22 protein-coding genes, 1 tRNA gene and 1 other RNA gene are annotated in these 21945 nt (G+C 55.1%); 15 read left to right on the top strand and 9 right to left on the bottom strand.

Annotated features, from left to right (window positions below; translation table 11 throughout):
- The first annotated feature begins 7 nt into the window (after positions 1-7).
- The 3 genes from N6V40_RS00820 to N6V40_RS00825 all read left to right on the top strand — a co-directional run bounded on the left by N6V40_RS00820 (position 8) and on the right by N6V40_RS00825 (position 3127).
- On the top strand, positions 8-1807 hold the full coding sequence (locus tag N6V40_RS00820) for a Clp protease N-terminal domain-containing protein (RefSeq protein WP_315973739.1): 1800 nt from the start codon (positions 8-10) through the stop codon (positions 1805-1807).
- A complete protein-coding gene (locus N6V40_RS17195) occupies positions 1729-2565 on the top strand; it encodes an AAA family ATPase (protein ID WP_315973740.1) in 837 nt (278 codons plus the stop codon). The genes N6V40_RS00820 and N6V40_RS17195 overlap by 79 nt, the downstream gene beginning before the upstream one ends.
- Before the next feature lie 208 nt (positions 2566-2773).
- Positions 2774-3127, top strand: a complete 354-nt coding sequence (locus tag N6V40_RS00825) for a GNAT family N-acetyltransferase (RefSeq protein ID WP_262198572.1) — start codon at positions 2774-2776, stop codon at positions 3125-3127.
- A gap of 53 nt (positions 3128-3180) precedes the next feature.
- Here N6V40_RS00825 and N6V40_RS00830 read toward each other — a convergent pair whose 3' ends face one another.
- Entirely contained in the window at positions 3181-3387 is a 207-nt protein-coding gene (locus N6V40_RS00830) for a hypothetical protein (RefSeq protein WP_165477385.1), read from the bottom strand.
- Between the two features lie 163 nt (positions 3388-3550).
- Here N6V40_RS00830 and N6V40_RS00835 point away from each other — a divergent pair, with 163 nt between their 5' ends.
- Positions 3551-4105 carry a hypothetical protein gene (locus N6V40_RS00835; RefSeq protein WP_207306532.1) on the top strand — a complete coding sequence of 185 codons (555 nt, stop codon included), beginning with the start codon at positions 3551-3553 and terminating at the stop codon, positions 4103-4105.
- Between the two features lie 62 nt (positions 4106-4167).
- Positions 4168-4830: an alpha/beta hydrolase family protein gene (locus N6V40_RS00840; RefSeq protein WP_131090514.1), complete on the top strand. Its 663-nt coding sequence runs from the start codon at positions 4168-4170 to the stop codon at positions 4828-4830.
- A gap of 8 nt (positions 4831-4838) precedes the next feature.
- On the opposite strand, the gene N6V40_RS00845 is transcribed toward N6V40_RS00840, so the two are convergent.
- Together N6V40_RS00845 and N6V40_RS00850 are read right to left on the bottom strand one after the other, a co-directional pair.
- Positions 4839-5552 carry an AAA family ATPase gene (locus tag N6V40_RS00845; RefSeq protein ID WP_315973741.1) on the bottom strand — a complete coding sequence of 238 codons (714 nt, stop codon included), beginning with the start codon at positions 5550-5552 and terminating at the stop codon, positions 4839-4841.
- A 4-nt stretch (positions 5553-5556) separates the two neighbouring features.
- Complete coding sequence (locus N6V40_RS00850) at positions 5557-6978, bottom strand: helix-turn-helix transcriptional regulator (RefSeq protein WP_242632622.1); 1422 nt, start codon at positions 6976-6978, stop codon at positions 5557-5559.
- Between the two features lie 282 nt (positions 6979-7260).
- Here N6V40_RS00850 and N6V40_RS00855 point away from each other — a divergent pair, with 282 nt between their 5' ends.
- From N6V40_RS00855 to N6V40_RS00875, 5 genes are all read left to right on the top strand, one after another.
- A complete protein-coding gene (locus N6V40_RS00855; RefSeq protein WP_131090516.1) occupies positions 7261-7881 on the top strand; it encodes an AAA family ATPase in 621 nt (206 codons plus the stop codon).
- Positions 7882-7890: 9 nt separating this feature from the next.
- The gene (locus N6V40_RS00860; RefSeq protein WP_262198576.1) at positions 7891-8493 is read left to right on the top strand and encodes a HutD family protein; all 603 of its coding nucleotides are present in this window, start codon (positions 7891-7893) and stop codon (positions 8491-8493) included.
- A 328-nt stretch (positions 8494-8821) separates the two neighbouring features.
- Positions 8822-10135, top strand: a complete 1314-nt coding sequence (aceA, locus tag N6V40_RS00865; RefSeq protein WP_131090518.1) for an isocitrate lyase — start codon at positions 8822-8824, stop codon at positions 10133-10135.
- Between the two features lie 78 nt (positions 10136-10213).
- Positions 10214-11851 carry a malate synthase A gene (gene aceB / locus N6V40_RS00870; RefSeq protein WP_262198579.1) on the top strand — a complete coding sequence of 546 codons (1638 nt, stop codon included), beginning with the start codon at positions 10214-10216 and terminating at the stop codon, positions 11849-11851.
- Between the two features lie 348 nt (positions 11852-12199).
- The gene (locus N6V40_RS00875) at positions 12200-13066 is read left to right on the top strand and encodes an alpha/beta hydrolase (protein WP_262198582.1); all 867 of its coding nucleotides are present in this window, start codon (positions 12200-12202) and stop codon (positions 13064-13066) included.
- On the opposite strand, the gene N6V40_RS00880 is transcribed toward N6V40_RS00875, so the two are convergent.
- The gene (locus N6V40_RS00880; RefSeq protein WP_262198584.1) at positions 13063-13632 is read right to left on the bottom strand and encodes a histidine phosphatase family protein; all 570 of its coding nucleotides are present in this window, start codon (positions 13630-13632) and stop codon (positions 13063-13065) included. The genes N6V40_RS00875 and N6V40_RS00880 overlap by 4 nt on opposite strands.
- A 243-nt stretch (positions 13633-13875) precedes the next feature.
- On the opposite strand from N6V40_RS00880, the gene N6V40_RS00885 reads away from it, so the two are divergent.
- The gene (locus N6V40_RS00885) at positions 13876-15225 is read left to right on the top strand and encodes an amino acid permease (protein WP_262199679.1); all 1350 of its coding nucleotides are present in this window, start codon (positions 13876-13878) and stop codon (positions 15223-15225) included.
- A 68-nt stretch (positions 15226-15293) separates the two neighbouring features.
- On the opposite strand, the gene N6V40_RS00890 is transcribed toward N6V40_RS00885, so the two are convergent.
- Positions 15294-16013: a YoaK family protein gene (locus tag N6V40_RS00890; RefSeq protein ID WP_131090522.1), complete on the bottom strand. Its 720-nt coding sequence runs from the start codon at positions 16011-16013 to the stop codon at positions 15294-15296.
- Positions 16014-16148: 135 nt separating this feature from the next.
- On the opposite strand from N6V40_RS00890, the gene N6V40_RS00895 reads away from it, so the two are divergent.
- Positions 16149-16835: a DsbA family oxidoreductase gene (locus tag N6V40_RS00895; protein ID WP_131090523.1), complete on the top strand. Its 687-nt coding sequence runs from the start codon at positions 16149-16151 to the stop codon at positions 16833-16835.
- 31 nt (positions 16836-16866) lie between these two features.
- Here the strand turns inward: N6V40_RS00895 and N6V40_RS00900 are convergent, their stop codons facing one another.
- Entirely contained in the window at positions 16867-17484 is a 618-nt protein-coding gene (locus N6V40_RS00900; RefSeq protein ID WP_131090524.1) for a LytR C-terminal domain-containing protein, read from the bottom strand.
- Positions 17485-17565: 81 nt separating this feature from the next.
- Entirely contained in the window at positions 17566-17868 is a 303-nt protein-coding gene (locus tag N6V40_RS00905; protein WP_131090525.1) for a type II toxin-antitoxin system VapB family antitoxin, read from the bottom strand.
- 391 nt (positions 17869-18259) lie between these two features.
- Here N6V40_RS00905 and N6V40_RS00910 point away from each other — a divergent pair, with 391 nt between their 5' ends.
- Positions 18260-19300: an isopenicillin N synthase family dioxygenase gene (locus N6V40_RS00910; protein ID WP_262198590.1), complete on the top strand. Its 1041-nt coding sequence runs from the start codon at positions 18260-18262 to the stop codon at positions 19298-19300.
- An 81-nt stretch (positions 19301-19381) separates the two neighbouring features.
- On the opposite strand, the gene N6V40_RS00915 is transcribed toward N6V40_RS00910, so the two are convergent.
- Together N6V40_RS00915 and N6V40_RS00920 are read right to left on the bottom strand one after the other, a co-directional pair.
- Positions 19382-19771, bottom strand: a complete 390-nt coding sequence (locus N6V40_RS00915; RefSeq protein WP_262198592.1) for a VOC family protein — start codon at positions 19769-19771, stop codon at positions 19382-19384.
- Positions 19772-19903: 132 nt separating this feature from the next.
- A tRNA-Ser gene (locus N6V40_RS00920) sits at positions 19904-19991 on the bottom strand.
- A 188-nt stretch (positions 19992-20179) separates the two neighbouring features.
- Here N6V40_RS00920 and N6V40_RS00925 point away from each other — a divergent pair.
- On the top strand, positions 20180-21712 hold the full coding sequence (locus N6V40_RS00925) for an HNH endonuclease signature motif containing protein (RefSeq protein ID WP_262198594.1): 1533 nt from the start codon (positions 20180-20182) through the stop codon (positions 21710-21712).
- A gap of 111 nt (positions 21713-21823) precedes the next feature.
- Positions 21824-21920: signal recognition particle sRNA small type (ffs, locus tag N6V40_RS00930), an RNA gene on the top strand.
- Positions 21921-21945 lie beyond the last annotated feature (25 nt).

Below are 21945 nucleotides of genomic sequence, written 5' to 3' on the forward strand. Positions count from 1 at the left end.
GGCTCACTTGCCAGCATTTTTTGGTGCACCATCTGACGGCTCGTTCGAGGAATTCCTCTCACGGTTCCTCTCTTCACGGGCTCAGGCAGCACGTCCGATCGACATCACCCGCCTACTTTCCACCCGTACCCACGAGGCAGTAGCTACCGCGGCAGCAATCTCCCAGGAGCACGGCCACGATGAGATTGACTCATTGCACTTGCTCACCGCGCTTCTGCGCACCGAACCAGTTGGCGAACACCTGACCGCCATGGGCATCGACATCGAAGCCCTCGGCAAGGACGCAATTGCGCACATGCCAAAGAGCCAAGAGTCCGGAGAGAAGCCAACACGCCTTTCCTCGGCCGCTCAGCGCAGTCTCTTCGACGCCTACCAGGTGGCCCGCAACTACGGTTCCACCTACATTGACCCGGACCACCTGTTCCTTGCCTTTGTCTTCAACCCGGAATCGCCGGTCAGCAACCTGTTGGCACAGCACGGCATCACCGGCCAGTCACTCCAGCAGGCTGCCATGGAGCAAGCCCAGCGCGCCCAGAACGGCGGAGGCGACCAGGGGCAGGAAGAGTCCGATGCATCCATGTTGGAGCGCTTCGGAACTGACTTGACCGCCCTGGCTGCCGACGGACAGATTGACCCGGTCATTGGTCGCGATGACGAACTGGATCAGGTAGTTGAGATCCTGGCTCGTCGCACCAAGAACAACCCGGTATTGATCGGTGAAGCCGGCGTGGGTAAAACCGCCATCGCTGAAGGCCTGGCTCGCGCCATCGTAGATGACCAGGTTCCAGAACAGATCCGTGGCGCCCGACTCATCTCTATCGACCTACCCGGCATGCTCGCCGGCACCCGCTACCGCGGTGACTTTGAGCAACGCCTCACCGGCCTGCTTGAAGAGATTGCCGACTCGGAAGGTCAGATCTTGGTGTTCATCGATGAGATGCACCTGCTGGTCGGCGCTGGCTCCGGAGAGTCGGGCAATATGGATGCAGCTAATATCCTCAAGCCTCGTTTGGCACGCGGTGAGCTGCACCTGATCGGTGCCACCACGCTGGACGAATTCCGCAAGGTAGAGAAGGACAGCGCGTTGGCCCGCCGCTTCGGCAAGGTCACCGTGGATGAGCCATCGCAGGAAGTCAGCTTGGCCATCCTCGAAGGTCTGCGTGAATCCTACGAAGATCACCACCAGGTGCAGTACACCCCAGCAGCGCTGAAGGCCGCGGTATCACTCTCGGCGAGGTACCTCACCGACCGCCAGCTGCCAGATAAGGCCATCGACCTGATCGATATCGCCGGTGCACGACGCTCAATCGCCGCCGGAGATACCGAGGACGTGCAGTCCCTGCGCACCGATCTGATGGAAGCGGAACGCGAAAAGTCCCGCGCCATTGGCGAGGAACGTTATGAGGACGCCAGCGCCTGGCGCGATCATATAGCGGAGCTGACCACTCGGATTCATACCGCCGAGGCCGCCGGCGATGCGGGCGTAACCCGCGTGGTGGACGAAGCTCAGATCTCTGAGGTTATCGCCCGCTCCACCGGTATCCCTACCTCGCGGATCACCGGGGACGACAAGTCGCGTCTGGCTTCGCTGGAAGAATCCCTGCACGCCTCGGTGATCGGCCAGAAGGATGCGGTCTCTGCCGTGGCTCGCGCCGTGCGTCGAAACCGTACTGGCCTCTCCCTGCGGGTCGTCCAATTGGTTCGTTCTTGTTCCTGGGCCCAACCGGCGTGGGCAAGACCGAGCTGGCCAAGGCACTGGCGACCAACCTCTTCGGTTCGGCTGACTCGCTGGTCCGCGTTGATATGAGCGAATACGGCGAGAAGCACACCGTTGCTCGTCTGATCGGTGCCCCTCCGGGATACGTTGGCCACGACGAGCCCGGGCAGCTCACCGAGAAGGTTCGCCGCAATCCGTACTCGGTGATCCTGCTTGATGAGATCGAGAAGGCCCACCCAGATGTATTCAACGTACTACTGCAGGTCCTTGATGACGGACGGTTGACCGATTCGGCCGGACGCACCGTGGACTTCTCGAACACGCTGATCCTGATGACCAGTAACCTCGGTGGCGAGTACCTGGCCAACAAGGCCGGAAACTTCGGTTTCACCTCGGCCAAGGCTGCCAGTGAAGCCGGCGAGATCCGGGCCAAGGTGATGAGCAAGGTGCGCGAGTTCATGCGCCCCGAGTTTCTGAACCGTCTGGACGAGGTCCTGCTCTTCTCCAAGCTTTCGCAGTCGGAGATCGGCCAGATCGTCAAGCTGGTCATCGCCGATACCGAGAAGCACCTGGTGGATCAGGAACTTGCTTTGGAAGTCAGTGATGCTGCCGTGGATTGGCTAGCCTCTGAGGGTTACGATCCAGAGTTTGGTGCCCGCCCACTGCGCCGCTTGGTGCAGCGCAAGGTGCAGGACGCCATCGCCGATCTGCTCATCGATGATTCGCTGACTGCCGGTGACACCGTCGTGGTGGACTACGCGCAGGACAAGCTGGTGGTGCGCAAGAAGGTGGATGCACCCACCCCGCCAGCACAGAACGAGCAGGTACCTAGCTACTTCGATAACTAGGAAGCACTAGCCTGTTGGGGGCTTGATACGCCGGAGCTTTGGCTTCGGCGTATCAAGCCCCTTTGTGTGTGCACTGATCTTTAGCGGGAGCTCAGTTACTGCGTGTTAGGGTGAACCCAATTCTTGGACACGATGAGAGCAACTGCGCTATGGAAATCTCCACCACTAAGGTCCCCTCCCTGAGCAAGTTATTGCTCTGTACAACTCCGTGGGGTGGAGCGCCTATACGGATCACCCCGACGTACTGGCCACGGCACTGAAAAACTCTGACTTTCTTGTCTACGCCTACGACAAGGAACACCAACTCATCGGCTTAGCCCGGGCGATTTCCGATGACGCGACCATTTGCTACGTGCAAGACATCTTGGTTCACCCAGAAGCCCAGCGCAGCGGTGCCGGCAGGGAACTATTTACTGCCGTTCAAGACCGATACAAACACCTTCGCCAGTTTGTGCTTATTACCGATGATGAGCCAGGGCAACGAGCGTTTTATGAATCGATGGGGCTGACTGAAGGTGCAGATTTTAAATCTGGGCCAATCAGGGTATTCGCGCGATTCTAAAATAGATAGCTTTGAGCGCAGGTCCCCTAATAGACTGGGAATTCATCACTCTCCTAGGAGCTACTCTTGCGCATCCGAAGTTTCATGACCTTGTCTCTCGTTGCCATTTTGATGACAGGGTGCAGCGCAAGCCAAGCCCCAACACCTTCTTCCGAACCCTCAGAGTCAGCAACTGCCCCGGCTAACGCCCCGGCCTCTGCGGTAACTGCTGACACCGAGCTTGCTGAAAATTCGCTCGCCCCGTCTCCGACTAAATCCACTGCAGCACCCTTGACTGGTCAGGCATGGGCGGACTCCAAGATTAAGATGTGGAAAGACAATTCGGGCATCAAATCCACTCAAGGATTCTCGTACCCCTACAATTTGATGACTTCATGGGAGTCGCCAAAGCCGGGCGTCATAAATATCTCGTTAGACAACAGCATGATTTTCAACCGGGACGGAATGCAAGAAAGCTACCAGACCCGCGAGGATGAACTCCGGTTCATGGGCCTAATCATGTTCGAGAGCGTGGGTGAGAAGTCGCCGGAGTTGGAAAGCATCACTTTCGCCACCGAGGACGGCAAGAATTCCGGAACCTACTCCCGCGCCCGAACCGGAGCAGACCCCAACGACCGCAAAGCCTGGGCCAAAGAAAAATACGCGCAGTGGCTTTCGGGCATGAATGACGTTTACGAATCCATGTGCCACGCAGAAATTACCACCTTAGAGGTGTACCGCCGCTGCCTTCCGGATGACCCACATGCCTACGTAGATAAGGTGGAGTCACCGGCCTTTGGTGAACTTGTCGTCACCATCAAGGACGGTCCGTGGATGGGTGGAACCTATGACACTCCTGCCTCAAGCTTCGTCTCCTCAAACATGATCATCAAGATCAACGACAAAGCTGCTGCCGGAGAGCAAGTCGATAAGCTGACCGTCATCGCTAGGTCCGGCGGGGATACAGGCACTGCCAATCGTGAAGACTGGATTCAATAGAGCTAGAACCCCGGCCTCAACAGATTCTGCCGCTATCCGCATCGCGCCCTAGGTTTAAATCTATGACGCAAGAACTGTCGATTCCTTTTAACGATTCTGTGCTGAGCGCACTGTGGATGCCGGCATCGAAGGCTAAAGCCCTGATGATTTTGGCCCATGGTTCTGGTGCGGGCAAGGACCACGAGTTCATGACTGGGTTCGCTCAAGCAGTCGCTGATCTCGACGTCAGCGTACTGCGTTTCAATTTCCCGTATATGGACGCAGGAAAGAAATTCCCAGACAAGGCACCTACCGCCATCGCTGTCTGGCATCAAGTGCGTTCATGGGTTGAAGATCATTTAGCCGGCGGTCTGCCAGTGGTTGTTGCCGGCAAGTCATTTGGTGGACGTATGGCCTCATTGGCTGTCGCCGAAGGTATGCCGTCGAACGCTCTGATCTTCTTGGGTTACCCATTGCACGCACCTAAAAAGGAAGATAAGCTTCGCGACGAGCACCTCTACCCCTTAGCAGTTCCGATGCTGTTTTTGGAAGGCACCAAGGATCCGTTTGCCAACCCGGAAAAGATGGAAGCAGTTGTTGCGAAGCTAAATAAGTCGACGGAACTGGCCTGGTTCGAAGGCGGCAATCATTCATTCAAGGTGGCGCGTTCACAACGAACGGTGGCACAGGATGGCGCTTGGTTGGCCGGTGCAACTGTGGACTTCATTTCCAAGCACGCTCTATAGACCGCGCCTTAACGCCAGCAACTTTGCGGGTCATCAAAAAACTCTTGCCATCCACGCACAAGATCTAGTTGCTCATATTCACTCTCACGCAATCCCCACACACCGACTTCCAAGATTCGCGCGCCTGGGAACGCCGCAAGCATTGGTGAGTGAGTTGAGATGACTATCTGAGACCCGGAATCAAGGATGGTTCGAAGCAGCTTCATGAGCCGCAGACAACCTGCCAAAGACAGTGCTGATTCCGGCTCATCCAAGATCCATAGTCCTTGGATATAGGGAATTCTCTCTTCTACAAGATCAAGGAAGGACTCGCCATGGCTTCGCTCGTGCAACCTTGTTTTGAATCGCGATTCTTCAAGATAGGTATAGAAACTGTGCATGGTTTCAGCACGCAGAAAGAATCCTTTGCGCGAAGCTGCCGCACCGCGCTGAAGCTTTAGCTGTTGCCATAGCTCCGATTCGCTGGCTCGCGTTGTGTTCATAGCACCCGTGGAGCCACCTTCAGCATTCATTCCATAGACCATGGCCAATGCTTCAACGAGTGTCGACTTTCCTGTACCGTTTTCGCCGACAAGAATCGTGACCTGCCCTAGGTCCAGACCATCATGAAGAAGCTGACGCACCGGAGGAAGAACAAAAGGCCATTGCTGATTTCCCTCTAGAGCCTGAGGGTCGATAGCTTCCACCCGGCGCACCGGCATGAACATCTGAGAAATTTCCACAGGATCAGTATTGCTGACGTTGCAAGAAGCTATAAACCTCTGTTTCATCCACACCAGGGAAGGCACCAGTCGGCATTGCAGCTAGCAAGTGCGTGTTGGCACGAGTGGCTGGCCACGCGTTGCCAAACCAGCGGTCAGAAAGATCTGCCGGTGGGCGGCGACAACAATTTTCGTCCGGGCAGGTGGACTGACAACGCTCTTTGGTGTCACGACCGCGGAACCATTTCACGTGCTCAAACGGGACACCGATTGATAGCGAATACAGCCCTGAGGAGTGCCGTTCGGTGCGTGCCGAGCACCAGTAAGTGCCATTGACCGTATCCGTGTACTGCTCAAAAGACCGAAACTTGTCCATCTGTTCAAAGACCACTCGGCTGGTCCAATAACGGCAGATGCTCTGTCCCTCGATGGCGCCCGTATGATCCGCAGGGAAATTCACGCGGTCGTTTTCATAAGCTTTGTGCAGGATTCCTGACTCGTGCACCTTCTGGAAGTGGCAAGTCATACCCAAGTGTTCGGTAGCAAGATTGGTGAATCGGTGAGCAGCCGATTCGTAGGACACCGCAAACGCATCGCGCAGGTCCTCGATGGCCAGCTCACGATTGTTCTTTGCACGACGCAGGTAATCAACAGTCGATTTCTCCGGCATCATCAATGCTGCGGCAAAGTAGTTTGTGGCCACACGCTGGGACAGAAAGTCAGAGTAATCCGTCGGTGTTTTATGTCCCAGGACATGATGCCCTAAGGCCTGCAAGAGAACTGACCGCGGATCATGATCAGTGCGATTGGCCTGAGTCAGGTAGATACGCATGTTCTTCAGATCGGTCACCGAACGTGTGGAGTGAGGCAAGTTGCCTACAAAGCGCAGACTGAAGCCAAGATGTTCAGCAATGTCTGCTGCACGGTGATGAGACAGCGGACCAGCATCGTGGCCTACCGCCGAAAGAACCTTGGAAGCTTCTTGCTCAATTTCTTTGTAGTAGTTATTGCGACCTCGCATCTCGTGACGCAATGCCGTATTGGCTCGGCGGGCTTCTTCCGGAGTCGCTGCCTGGTCGTTCAGTCGGCGTTCAAGTTCATGCTGAAGTCCAACCAATGATTCGAGCACGTCCATGGGAAGGCGCGTACCCACACGTACGGTGGGTAAACCTAGTGACTCGTATAGCGGTCCACGTTGAGCGCGCTCCAACTCGATTTCCAGGGCCGCTCTACGTGAAGGAGGCTCGGTGCCCAACAGGTCATCAACTCCGACGTCGAGGGCCCCGGCCAGCGACTTGAGCAAAGAAAGTTTTGGTTCGCGCTTGCCATTTTCAATCAGTGAAAGCTGGCTCGGCGCAGTATCAACCACGGCCGATATATCGTCCAAAGTCATCTGCTTACTTTTGCGAAGGAAACGTATCCTTCGTCCCAGAGCAATGGCGTCCATCTCCGGAGCTTCTCCGGGTCCGTTGCTATTTTCCGGCTTCTTTGCGCGGTTCCATGTGGTTGCAGTCACATACCTAGACTAGGCGAAGAACGCTCAACTTTTCCAGAAGTCCGAGAGAAAAGATCCATTACTCCGGTCTTGCGGAGCGCAACCAAGGAAATATTTTCAATTCTTCCGATTGCCTCTAAGCCTCGTCACTCACAACAAATGCACAGCGCTACACCGGAATCTTGCACCCCTGCCACTCGTTGAAAATATCAATAGTGAACTACGAGGAGAGCCATGACAGCCATTGTCGAAAAAGTACTATCCGCGAAAAACTCCGCCCACGATCCACCACAGACTTTTGTCGTGATGGGTATCGACGGCGCAGGTAAGAGCACCGTCATCACCGCTCTGGTGCAAGAACTAAATAATGAGCAGATCCCGGCACGCAAACTCGCTAATGTTGCGGGGCGCCGCTGGCTTAATAACTTTTCGCGAACCTCCGGCATCCCGGTGCCACACCTTGCTCAGGAATTAATCGAGACAACGTTTCGACTCTTCAACGTTGCCCGAAACTCCCTCACCGCCGCACAAGCTCCGGGCCTCACGGTGATGGACCGCCACTTGTATTGCCAGTTGGTGCTACGCCACGTTCGCGGCCACAAGCCGGGGATCCTCTTGCCGTGGCTTGCGAAGAAAAGCGCCGAGGGAACCACCGTCATTCTTCTGGACGTTGATCCTTACCTCGCCTCACAACGCATCAATGCGCGAGATGAAGACGAAGAATCCGTGGAATACCTTCAGGCAGCACGAACCGAATACCTTCGTTTGGCCGAACTCAACGACTGGTTGGTACTTGATGCATCAAAGCCGACGACGCTATTGGTTGATCAGTTACGCATGATCGCAGGCAAGTAGACTCGACTCATGAGCGAAGCACAGGCTACCTACGCACCCGAAACCATTCTTGAGCTTTCCAAGAGCACCAAGAAGCAGTGGGAACTGGGCCAAGTCCGACTTATCGCCGCAGGCACTCTGGCCGATGACGGCACCTTGCAGCGAGGCGGTGAAGCTGAAGCGTCCTGGCAAGTTTCCATTCGCTCCATTGAGAAGGAAGCTTCTTTCACTGCCACTCTCCCAGCCCAAGTTATTACCTTGATCGCTGGAGACTTCGTTGAGTTGGATGTTGATGGAGAGCAGCACGGTCTAGAACCGTTGCGTCCACTGAAGTTCACCACCGAAGCACCGGTTGGAGCCAGCCAGCCTACCGAAGAACTACTCACCGTTTATGTTGCCGCCGATCCGCAGAAGGTTCGCCCTACGGTGAGAATCGTCGAGCTGTCCAAAAAGCGCGAGCAGTACCTCTTTGATGGACAGCTAGGCATCCTGCTCCAAGGCTCAGCCACCTTGCTACTCGGCGAAGATCAGCTGCCCGTTAATCTTCGCGACACCGTGGCAGGTTCGGACGTTCAAGAGCCACGCATTTCCGGTCGCGGTGTCATGGCGGTTGTTTCTTTCGACCTTGCCTAAAAGCGCACGTCCTTTCCCGTAGAGGGCCGGCACAGTGCACCCCTCAACAGAAGGTTTCGGTTATCTGCACGCTCGTCATCACGCGAGACATTCTAAAATTTCATACTTCTTCTCGGCCAGACCACTAGGTCTGGCCGATTTTTGCGCTTTGGGACACTTTTGACCAAAGAAGCGTAAATCTTTCATATTTGAGAAGAAGTGAAGATCTTAAAGTAGAAAACCCCTATTTCAACCCCTGCGCTTGAGGAAAAGTAGTTCTCACGAAGAAGTTCACAAGATCATCTACCGATCAACATGAACCCGGAACTTGCGCAAAGGAGCCAAGGTAATGACTACCGAGAACACCAACGAAACCTCGATCGACAACCGCATCGCAGCTATCGAGACTGACTGGGAGAACAACCCCCGCTGGAACAATGTCACTCGTGATTACACTGCCGCTGACGTTGTAAAGCTGCAGGGACGAGTTCAAGAAGAGCACACCCTGGCTAAGCGTGGTTCGCAGAAGTTGTGGAAGCAGCTCACCGAGGAAACCCCAACCGGTGGCTACACCAACGCACTGGGCGCACTGACCGGCAACCAAGCAGTACAGCAGGTCAAAGCCGGACTCCGAGCCATCTATCTTTCAGGCTGGCAGGTTGCAGCAGACGCCAACCTTTCAGGCCAGACCTACCCAGACCAGTCGCTCTACCCAGCAAACTCGGTCCCACAAGTGGTTCGTCGCATCAACAACGCACTACAGCGTGCCGACCAGATTGAATTCTCCGAAGGCATTCACAGCGTTGAAGACTGGATGGTCCCAATCGTCGCTGACGCAGAAGCCGGATTTGGCGGTCCACTGAACGCCTACGAACTGATGAAATCAATGATTGCGGCCGGCGCCTCAGGCGTTCACTGGGAAGACCAGCTGGCCAGCGAAAAGAAGTGCGGCCACCTCGGCGGCAAGGTGCTGATTCCAACTCAACAACATATCCGCACCCTGAACGCGGCCCGCCTGGCCGCCGACGTGGCTGGCACACCCTCGGTGGTGATTGCCCGTACCGACGCAGAAGCAGCAACCCTGATCACCTCGGATGTTGATGAACGAGATCAGCAGTTCATCACCGGCGAGCGCACTCCGGAAGGCTTCTACAAGGTCACCAACGGCATCGAGCCTTGCATCGCCAGAGCCAAGGCCTACGCACCGTATTCGGATTTGATCTGGATGGAGACCGGAACCCCGGACTTGGAGCTGGCCCGCAAGTTCGCTGAGTCGGTCAAGAAGGACTTCCCGGATCAGATGCTCGCCTACAACTGCTCGCCTTCGTTCAACTGGAAGAAGCACCTTGACGATGCCACCATCGCTAAGTTCCAGCGTGAACTTGGTGCCATGGGCTTCAGCTTCCAGTTCATCACCCTGGCTGGTTTCCACGCATTGAACCACTCAATGTTCGATCTCGCCCAGGGTTACGCAAAGGACGGCATGAGCGCCTACGTCGAACTGCAGGAACGCGAATTTGCTTCCGAGTCTGCCGGCTACACCGCCACCAAGCACCAGCGCGAAGTTGGCACCGGCTACTTCGACGCAATCTCCACGGCGCTGAACCCGAACGCCTCCACCCTGGCCCTGGTGGGATCCACCGAAGAAGGCCAATTCCATTAGACCCTAATGGGTCGATGGTGCTAGCCGGCAAGGTCGCCGGCTAGCACCACCACCATTTTGATTTTTAAGGACGCTGCCATGAACTCCCCCATCACCTTGAACAACATCACCATCACCGCTATCCCAGTTCGCCATCAGGAACAAATCCTCTCCAGCGATGCCTTGGACTTCCTGTCATCCCTGCACAGTGCTTTTGAAACCCGCCGTGCCGAACTGATGCAGCGTCGCCAGGTCAACCGGGCACGCATTGCCAACGGACGCGATCCAAAGTTCTTGGACGAGACCCGCTCAATTCGCGACGATGATTCATGGCAGGTTGCTCCGATTGCTCCGGGGCTGGAAGATCGCCGCGTAGAAATCACCGGTCCAATCGAGCGCAAGATGGCCATCAATGCTTTGAACTCCGGCGCCAACGTATGGCTGGCTGACATGGAAGATGCTTGCTCGCCCACCTGGCAGAACGTGATCAAAAATCAGGTAAACCTGATCCGCATCCTGGATAAGGAACTGGACTTCACCGCACCAGATGGCCGCGAGTACAAGCTGAACCACACCGAGCTGCGCGAACTGCCCACCATTGTGGTTCGTCCTCGTGGCTGGCACCTTCCAGAAAAGCACCTGCTGGTTGCCGGTACCCCAATGTCCGGTGCCCTGGTGGACTTCGGACTGCACTTCTTCCACAACGCACACCGCTTGCTAGCTGCAGGTCGTGGACCGTACTACTACCTGCCAAAGCTGGAAAACCATCTGGAAGCACGTTTGTGGAACGACGTCTTCAACATGGCTCAGGACCTGATGGGCATCAAGCGCGGCACCATTCGCGCCACGGTTCTCATTGAGACCATCACCGCTGCCTTTGAGATGGAAGAGATCCTTTATGAACTGCGTGAACACTCTTCGGGGCTGAACGCAGGTCGTTGGGACTACATCTTCTCGATCATCAAGAACTTCCGTTCCCGCGGACCACGTTTTGTTTTCCCTGACCGTGACACGGTAACCATGAGCGCACCGTTCATGCGGGCTTACACCGAACAGTTGGTTCGTGCTTGCCACCGACGCGGTGCCACCGCAATCGGCGGCATGAGCGCCTTTGTTCCAAACCGCAAGGATGCTTCGATCAACGAGATCGCTTTTGGCAAGGTACGTGAGGACAAGGCTCGCGAAGCTGCCGATGGTTTTGACGGTTCCTGGGTGGCTCACCCAGATCTGGTATCGGTAGCCCGCGAGGTCTACGACGAAGTGCTCGGCGAAAACCCGAATCAGTTGCAGCGCACCCGTGAAGATGTTGAGGTCTCGGATTCGGCACTGCTGAACATTCAGAGTGTGAGTGGCAGGATCACCGAGCGCGGTATTCGCGACAATATCGAAATCGGTATCCGTTACATCGAGTCCTGGTTGCGCGGCAATGGCGCAGTGGCCCTACGTAACCTGATGGAAGATGCAGCTACCGCTGAGATTTCACGATCCCAGCTGTGGCAGTGGATCCACCAGTCAGCCATCACCGATGAAGGCGAAATCATCACCCGTCGTTGGGTACAGGATCTGGCCGAAGAGACCATGGATCACTTGGAGCGGTTTGAAGGAGACCGTTTTGAGGAAGCTTTGGAAATCTTTGAAGCTTGCGCCTTGCGTGATGACTTCCCAACCTTCCTGACCAAGAACGCTTACCTGCGCTACCTTGATGCTCCAGCTCGCACGCTGGAAATGGCAGGCTAAGTAGCTACTAATACCCGGCCGATTGTCACCAGTCGTCCTCAAGATCGGCCACGAAAAGCGGCATTCATCCGTTGGTAACCAGTCCAGCGGGCGGATGCCGTTTTTTGTGTGCACTGGTTAGGCTGTAGCCATGGCCTTCCAGTTCAAGAATCCAGCCGAGGATCTTTGGCAACCCGATGTACTGGGCGAGAACTTTTCTGCGCGCCAACTGCCACTGGTTGATGGTTCTACTGCGACGCTAGTTAGGCACAAGCCCAAGAAGAAGCAACGGCTACGTTTCTCCCCACCATTGCGTGGAATTGCGGTGCTCTACGTACATGGCTGGTCTGACTATTTTTTCCAAAAGAGTTGGCTGAATTCCTCAGCGAAGCCGGCGCAGATTTTTATGCACTGGACCTGCGCCATTACGGACGCAACCTCGCCGCCGACCAGGCTCATGGTCTGCATGCAAAAACCAGCCCGGGGTTCACCACCGACCTCGAAGAATATTTTGAAGAGTTTGATGTTGCGCACCGGATCATTTCCAGTGCCCACCCGGGCACCCGCTTTGTCCTGCTGGCACATTCCACCGGTGGGTTGAGTGCTTGCCTCTATGCCAGCGCCAATCCTCACAAGGTAGATGCGTTGGCGCTCAACAGCCCCTGGCTGGAATTTCAGGCCAGCGAGTTTGGACGCACCGCTCTGGCCCGGATGATTCAACCTGCCACCACACGAAACCCGCACCGTTTTTTGCCCACCATTGATCCCGGGTTTTATACCCGTACCGTCTCCAGCCAATTTGCTGGCGAGTGGGACTATGACCTTGCGTGGCGTCCGGCCAACGGGTTTAAACTCACCACCGGTTTCATCTCTGCAGTATTTTCCGCACAGGCCAAGGTGAAAAAGGGGTTAGACCTACAGATGCCCACCTTGGTGATGCTCTCAGCGCATAACTACTTACTGCCCCGTTGGAATGACACAGCCACCCGTGCTGATGTCGCCCTCAACGTCCAAACGGTGGCGCAGCGCAGCCTGAACCTAGGACGAGAACTACATATTGTGCGCCTTCCCGGAGCACTACACGACATCTTCTTGTCCACCCCACCGGTGCGTGCCTCCGCCTACCGTAGCCTCGGCTCGTGGCTTGCCGCCCTGAAAACCAGACAACGTGATTCACAGTTGGCCTCCTGCATCCGCGCGGTATTACCCGAAGGCAACGAAGTACTGGATAACTAGCGGACCAACTTTTCTGGAACTGCGTCGTTGACCAGTTCCAGCTCCCAGGCCCCAGTCTGGCCCTGGCCCACAATGGCTACCGAGCCATTGCGGATGGTATCCAGCTTGTAGCCGGCTAGGTGCGAGAGCGTGTAGCGAATGATGGTGCCGTGGCAGATGATGGCAACATTTTTGCCCGGGTAGTCTGCCGCGATCTGATTGATTGCGCGCAGGCCCCGGTCAACGACGGAGTCCAGTGGTTCAATGCCGCCACCGAGCTTATCTGGCCACAGTTCAAGCGCTTCGGCCTCCACCATGCCTTCACCCTGCGCGTAGTCGCGTTCGATCAGCAGGTCGTAGCTAGGACCAAGTTCCAGGCCCAGACCGTCGGCGATGATTTGCGCGGTTTCCCGTGCTCGGGATAGCGGGGAGGAAACGATAACGTCCCAGTTACCGCCGGCGAGTACGCTCACTGCTTCGCTTGCTTGGGTCCGTCCGGTGTCGTTCAGCGGAATATCACTGGAGCCTTGCAGTCGGCCTTCAAGGTTCCATTGCGTCTGTCCGTGGCGGACGAATCCAAGTTTCATAAGCCCATTCTCCCACCTCAATGGTGCTACCGGGCAACCGCTGGTGGTCAAGCTCACGATTGATCTGTGCCACGTTCTACACACCAAAGCCTTGTGAACACATAGGATTTTCTCGGCTGATTTCTGTTTTTGAACGCTTTCAGGCCCAGATCGAATGCACCCCAATAGGATCCGAGCAATACTATCGTGACCGATATCAAGGCCTCACTTGCCCGCGGGCTCACGGCCCGCCACATCCGCTTCATGGCCCTGGGCTCAGCGATCGGAACGGGCCTATTTTATGGCTCCTCCTCCGCTATCCAGGCTGCCGGCCCCGCCGTACTTTTTGCGTACATGATTGGCGGCGCAGCCGTCTTCATCGTTATGCGCGCCATGGGTGAGATGGCCGTGAAGCATCCGGTTTCCGGATCCTTCGCACACTACGCTTCGCGCTACTTGGGCAACTTTGCAGGCTTTGTCACTGGCTGGACCTTCAGCTTTGAAATGGCCATTGTGGCCATCGCCGATGTGACCGCTTTTGGCATCTATATGGGCTTCTGGTTCCCGCAGGTACCGCAGTGGATCTGGGTTCTGGTGGTGGTGCTGCTGATCGCCACCATTAACCTGATGAAGGTTAAGGTCTTTGGCGAAACCGAATTCTGGTTGGCCATTGTGAAGGTTACGGCGATTATCGCCATGATCGTTGGCGGTGTTGCCCTGATCATCTTCGGCTTTAACGCCCCAGACACCGATACCGCTACTGGCTTTGCCACGCTCATGAGTGCCGGCACGCTGTTCCCCAACGGCTTTATGGGCCTGCTATTGTCCTTCGCCGTGGTGATGTTTGCCTTTGGCGGCATCGAAACCATCGGTATTACCGCCGGCGAAGCTGATGATCCTTCGAAGTCTGTTCCAGAGGCCATCAACACTGTGCCATGGCGTATCTTGCTCTTCTACGTAGCTTCCCTGGCTGTAGTGATGATGCTCTTTGATTGGCGCCAGATTGACGGCTCCGCCTCGCCATTTGTGCAAATTTTTGACGGACTGGGATTGCCGGCAGCTGCACGCGTACTCAACGCCGTGGTTATCACCGCGGCCATTTCAGCCATTAATGCCGATACCTTTGGCGCTGGACGCATGCTCTACGCCATGTCTCTGGCGGGCCATGCACCGAAGTCCTTCGGCCGGGTTTCACGCAACGGCGTGCCGTGGATGTCGGTGATAGTCATGGCTATTGTGTTGCTGGTTGGCGTGGTGCTCAACGCCCTGTTGCCTGAAGCGCTGTTCACGATTATCGCCTCGATCGCCACCTTCGCGACCGTGTGGGTTTGGATCATGATCTTGGCTTCCTACCTAGCCATGCGCCGCAAAGAAGCGAAGGCTGGGCGCGATAATTCGGTAGCTCGCGAGTACGCAGTACCGGGCGGAACCATCGCAGCCTGGGCAGCGATGATCTTCATGGTCTTTGTTGTAGTACTGCTAGCACTGAGCGCGGAAACCCGCGTGGCCTTGTACACCGGCGTCGTCTGGTTGATCTTGCTGGGTGTGCTCTACAAGGTGTTGCTGCGCCCTACCGATTCAAGCAAACAAGATAGCGACTCGCTGCTGGGCTAATAACCGGCGCTTGCAATATGGCACCCAGCTTCATCGTGAAGCTGGGTGCCACTGTTTTAAGCAGGAATCTAGTCGACTCGGCGTCTATCCCCGGTGCGTTCTGCGATTGAAAGAGGATCTGCAACGGAGCGCAATTCTTGGAACAGCGCCAGAGACGCCCACAGCAACATGCTCAGTCCCACGATCCACAAACTGGCTAAACCGAGGTTTAGGTAGGCCAGCACTCCGCCAAGGGAGCCGATGGTGATCATTACCCACAGCACCGCATAGCGCAGCCATAACAGCCGAATAGTTCCTTGATTGGAACCGGTCAACAGCCCAAGGATCGCTCCGCCGAGCGCTTGGCCTAATTTCACCAAGGTGCCAGTCATATAGGTCAGACCGAGTGACACTTCCCCGGAACGGGTATAGGAAACATTCACCACGCCCATCGCACCAGCCAATAACAAGGCCGTGGCATGTGGGAAAGCCGAACCGGTTGCTGCGGCAGTCAAAAGTAACGCGGCACTGAAATACATGGCTACGGGCCTGCGTAGAGCTGCCAGTGGAGCGGTAATCAACGTTGCAATAACTACGCCGATAACAAAGCTAGCCACAAGCGACATGGCGTTAATCCAACCGGTGTTATCCCCGGTCATCAGTGCGGCCGAAGAGCGGGTGGAGTTACCGGACATGAACGATAGGAAGTAGCCACCAAAGTGCACAAAGCCGACACCGTCGACAAATCCTGCCATGGCGGTGATGGTTCCTGCGAAGAGGATAGCTCGCCAGCGAAGATTCTTTGCCACGTGCACTGCTTTCTTTGTTTTCGGTGTTCGCCTCGTTGCTGAGGCGCTAGGCCTTCTCTATTATTCCAGCTCTAGGTCGTACTCAGTACAAAGGGATAGTGGAATGCAATCGGCATAAAAGTTGTTGAGTCAAGCATGACTGAAAATACTGGCAATCAGCCTCTTGAATCTAAGCGCCTGCGGGTAGATATCTTCTCCGACATCGCCTGCCCTTGGTGCTTCATTGGTAAGCGTCGTTTTGAGCATGGCGTTGAAGCTTTTGAATACTCGGAGAATGTTGACGTGTTCTGGCACGCTTATCAGTTAGATCCTTCCCTGCCCGATAACTATGAAGGTAGCGAAGCTCAGTATCTTTCAGCAATGAAGGGCATAGACCAGTCCCAGGTTCAGCAGATGCTCGAACATGTGACCGCTCAGGCAGCTTCCGAGGGGTTGAAGTACGACTTTGACAACCTAAAGGTTGCAAACTCGTTCACCGCTTTGCGTGTACTGGAATACGCAAAGCAGCATGGCGCAGGCAACGAGATGAAGGAAGCATTGCTCTCTGCACATTTCGAAAAGGGCCTGAACACCGGCGATACCCCGACGTTGCTTGAAATTGCCGAATCATTGGGGCTCGATACCAAGGAGTTAGCGACGCAGCTTGAAGCTGGCGCCTTCGCTGAGGACGTCAAGGCGGACATCTCCCAAGCCCAGCAGATCGGTGTCACGGGAGTTCCGTTTTTCGTTCTTGACGGTAAATACGGCATCTCCGGTGCACAACCAGCCGAGGTATTTGCTAACGCACTAACCGAGGTTTACGCAGAGAAGGTTAACGCCTAGTAGACACCGATGGTCGGATCAGTACCTCCGACTATTCGCAGACGAGTTTGCCTGCAGAAGTATCCAATTTGCGGTCCTTTTGCAGGCTTTCGAATTTTTCACCGAGCGCCAGGTCTACGTTGCTGCCCCATTTGTCTTCGTCAAAGATGAAGACCGTTCCTGGCACCTGTCGTTGTACGGTAAAGGCTTGAGCGTATCCATCAGGTCCGGCGATGACTGCTCCAACCGTGTTTGACAGGGAATTCCAGCCAGACGTTAGCGAAGAAATCTTGAAGCCACGGTCTTCCAAGGACTTGGCTGTATCTCCGGCCAGGCCGGAAATTTCAGTGGTGTTCAAAACCCGGATACGGAAACTCGCGGGGTCCTGATAGGAGAAGTTCACTTCAGGACACTTGGTGTTTTCAATTTTTGTGGGACTTGGCGTTACTTCGTTCGCGACGGTGGGTTTCGCGCCCGGTTTCCAGTTTCCAGTGGCGATGAGTAGCGCTCCAACGGTCACTGCAAGAACTAGTACCGCCATCGCCATAAAGACAATATTCTGTCGTCTGCGCGCAGACTTTTTCGCTTTGTGATCTGAGCTGAAGCTCAAATCTTGCCCATTAACGATGTGTGCCCCGTGCCATTGATCCGGGTCTTCACTTTTACGCATCTTCCCACCTAGCTTCCGGCAACCCTTCGGCTGTAACTAGCTGAGGAGAACAGCTTCGTTATCCTCGTGGCGATAGCTTATCTAATTGACGTCCAAATCCAATATCCGGGCGTGTATTACGGAACGGTGATGTAACGCAGAACGTAATGCACGGTGCACCCCGTCTTCAAGATACAAGACGCCCTCATACCGGACCACGTGTGAAAACAGATCCCCGTAGAAGGTGGAATCTTCAGACAGCAAGGTTTCAAGATCCAGAGTCGACTTAGTCGTGACCAACTGATCCAACTTCACCTGCTGTGGTGGGATTTCGCTCCAATCGCGCGAAGAAACCAACCCGTGTTCTGGGTACGGACGGCCATCGCCTACTGCTCGAAATATCACCCATTAAGCATACGATCTGAGTGTTTGAATCGCTGGAAAGAACTTACGCGTTAGTGATGTGCGCTTAAGCAAGTTTTCTTGGTAAACATCCGAGTTTCAAGTTCGTCACAGCTTCCAAACCGGCGCTCGGGAGACCGTTACATTACCGCGTAACCCATGCGCGGCAATCCGCATGCGGACCCTATGCTGTTGAAAGCTGGTGACGGATTTGCCGACTCCACGCGATTTTTCCTGAAGATTCAAGGGTTTCGCCACTTGCACTAAGTGCGTGAGGGCGAATTATCTTCCTCTCCCAGGCGCTTTGCAAGCAATGTTACAGCGCAAGAAACTTGAGGGAACCGGGCGTAACTTTAGCTGGTAACAGTCGCGTCATAAGGTGCACGCTGGAGTTATGAAAAACGTAGTCACCGAGATCCCACTCCTCGACATCTCTACCTCGCGTAACGCAGACGGAAGCTTCGACGAAGATTTCGTCGCTGCACTTCGCGATGCGGCCCATCGTGTTGGATTCTTCCAAATCGTTGGCTACAGCTCCCAAAATGGTCAAGATCAGGAGCTGTTGGACACCATCGCTGAATTCTTCAACAAGCCTGTAGAGCAGAAGATCAAGCTAGATAACCGCAACAGCGCACAGTTCCGCGGCTACACCCGCATGGGCACCGAAATCACCCGTGGTCGTGCCGACGCCCGTGAGCAGATTGATTATGGACCAGAGCGTGATGCCTTGGCCGTTGTTCCCCAGGACAAGCCTTACTTGAACCTGCAGGGCCCTAACCAGTTCCCAGAAGATTTCCCGCAGCTCGAAAACCGCGCCATGGCCTGGGCAGAGCTGATGAACAAAACCGGACATGAACTACTGTCGGCCATCGCAGTAGGTCTAGGCCTGTCCGAAGATCACTTCGACGAACCGTTCGCCAACACCCCATCATGGATGGGCAAGTTGGTTCACTACGTTTCCGGCGATGTAGTTCCTGAATCGGGCAACCAGGGTGTTGGCCTGCACGCAGACTACGGTTTTGTCACCCTGCTACTTCAGGATCAGGTCGGCGGACTGCAGGTCCAGCCATATGGTCAAGAAGAGTGGATCGAAGTTCCACCAACTCCAGGAGCCTTGGTGGTGAACCTCGGCGAGATGCTTGAGGTTGCTACCGACGGTTACCTGATGGCAACCATCCACCGCGTCATTGCACCACCAGCGGGTGTTGACCGTTACTCGGTTCCTTTCTTCTACTCACCACGTCTAGATGCAGTCATCGACAAGGTCGAGTTGCCAGCAGAACTAGCTGCAGACGCCCGTGGTGTTTCTGATGATCCGCAGAACCCAATGTTGGCTTCCTACGGGGCCAACGTCCTTAAGGGTTGGTTGCGTGCTCACCCACAGACCGCGGCCATCCACTACCCGGAGATTGCCAAGGCCAAGAAAAGCGCCTAATTCTTCCTCTCTACCCTGATTCTGGGCAAAGACAGACAAGACCTGTTGGTCTCAGCTCGAAATTGATTTTCGAAGTTGAGATCAACAGGTCTTTTTTATTGCTACATAATCCTTGCCGGCGAGCACGCAAAACTCATTACCTTCAGGATCAGCGAGAACTACCCAGCTCACGTCTACGTCTTGACCAACATCGGCGTAGGAAGCACCTAGGGACAGCAACCGGTCAACTTCCTGTTGCTGACCAAGCTCGCGCGGGCTCACATCTAGGTGCAATCGATTCTTGATGGTTTTTGCTTCCGGGACTTGAGCGAAGGTCAAGATCACGGGAAACACTTCTTGCGATTGTGGACCAATGCTGATCAGCCCGACTTCTTCTTCAAAGACTCGATAATCTAGCGCTTCACTCCAGAAGCGAGCCAAGAGCACCGGGTTAGCGCAGTCAATGGAAATCTCACTCAAAACGCTTGCCATGATTACTGCCTCGTCGAGTCATTCATCGATTGATAGATGTCTCGGATCCTACCGGGAACTGCTCACGGGATCTTGATAGGCAAAAATAATGTCCTGATTCATCATTTTCATGATGAACCAAGACATTAAATTTGGCGGAGGATAGGGGATTTGAACCCCTGAGGGCGTTAACCCAACACGCGTTCCAGGCGTGCGCCATAGGCCGCTAGGCGAATCCTCCTCAGTTTGCTCCGTGGAGCAGAGTCCAGCATATCTAAATTCTCGCCCAATAACGAATCGGGCACTCTCCCATCGTATCCGCCCGAAGAAACCAAGGCGCATTCCCCTGAAATCCGGTGATTTTATGGGTTATGCCCAGCTCGGAACTTTCCCGTTTTGCAACCCACAGAAGCATTGATACTGCTATTTATGAGCAAAAGAGAGGTATTTCACAGCACCGATGATCCTCGGCGCCTGCACATTAGCCCTCCCGGAACGCGGACAACTCCGGGTGATTTCGGCCGGTGGGCAGCGCATCTAGATCAAGATAATCTCTTCACGCAAATTGCGGCCACCGCCCGGCAGCTCTATGAACAACCGCCGGTTTCTTCAGCGGCCCAAGGTTTGGATGCCTTGAAGACTATGTCGCGATTACGCAGCATGCTTGATGCTGCAGAAGCCGCCGTCTTAGCTGACTCGTTTGAACATGCCGTGAAGTCAGCATCTGCTCAAGGCACCCAAGAGCCGCTCATTGATTCGTCACCAGACCCATTTCAAGAGCAAGCCACCGCGTACTACAGCGTGAATCCCTCCGATGAGGCGATAGTGCGTTCTTCCTTCGTTGCCGAGGCGTCCATAGCCATACGTGCATCCGAAGCCAACATTAGAGATCGATTATTTATCGCTGAAGGTCTGCGACATTTATGCCCGGAGACTCTTGAAGAACTCAGTTGTGGTGAGATCACCACCAGGACCGCGCAGGAAATCGTTAAGCAGTCTCAAGATCTTGAACCAGCAGACGTGCGCTACATGCAACAGACGCTTTTGCCTATCGCGCGAACCGCAGCTGATTCGGCAGTGGCTCATAGGGCACGAAAAATTCATGAACGGTTACATCCTCAACCCATTGAAGAGCGCCACAAAAAGGGCGTCCAGGACCGCAAGGTCATCTACTGGCATGAGCCCAATGGAATGTCGACGCTACAGTTGCACGTCCCTGCAGAAAAGGCCTTGAGCATCATCAACACCGTCAACTGGCACGCCTCGCAGCATGATGACCCGGATGATGAACGAACCGAACAGCAACGAAGACTGGACATTATTTGTGATGCCCTGATCGACGGTTGGCCTGCCGCGCCGGGAACGCCGTTGAAGGCACGAGTCGCCGTGACGATCCCCGCACTGGAGATGTTGGCCAACCCGAAGCGTGCACTGGCAGATTTAGAAGGCTACGGACCAATACCTATTGGGACCGCGCTGCGCATTGCTCAGGACGCCCCGTCATTCATGAAGGTACTCACCGATCCGTGGTCCGGCGCTGTGATTGATGTTGGGCGAGAAAAGTATCGTCCTTCAAAGGCCTTGCGGGACCTCTTGCGCAACCGGGACATCTGTTGCCGGTTCCCTGGCTGTAATCGGCCAGCCGAGACTTCAGAAATAGATCATATTGAGGCATGGGCTGCCGGTGGACATACCTCTAGGACCAACACCCATCTGCTGTGCAAGCGGCACCAGATGTTTAAACACGCTTTGGGCTGGCAAGCCACATACTTGGCTGATGGTTCGGTGAATTGGCGTTCTCCGCACGGGGTGATCTGCATTGAGCTGCCAGGCAGTGTCACCAATGTGCAGAATTTCGATTTTGAAAAGGACCAGACCCCGATGCTTCCTCCCATGCAACTGACCGATCGGGTACGCCGAGTATTAGGTTGGATTGATCCGCCAGATCAAGAAACAGGGTGAAAACAACCTAGTTGAGATGCGTTTAATCTGCGCTCTTCATTGCACTTGAAAGCTGAGAGCAAGCGCACGCTCACCGATTTTTATCAGGCACGAGTCTCGGGTAGTATTTTGGGTGACCCCTCGTGTGGTGTCATCCTGTTGAACTCCCCCAGGACCGGAAGGTAGCAAGGGTAGATAGGCTCTGGCAGGTGCATGAGGGGTCTTTACTTTTTCACGCAAGTCGAATGGAGTCC

Source organism: Glutamicibacter sp. M10 (genome assembly GCF_025452055.1).
GTDB lineage: Bacteria > Actinomycetota > Actinomycetes > Actinomycetales > Micrococcaceae > Glutamicibacter.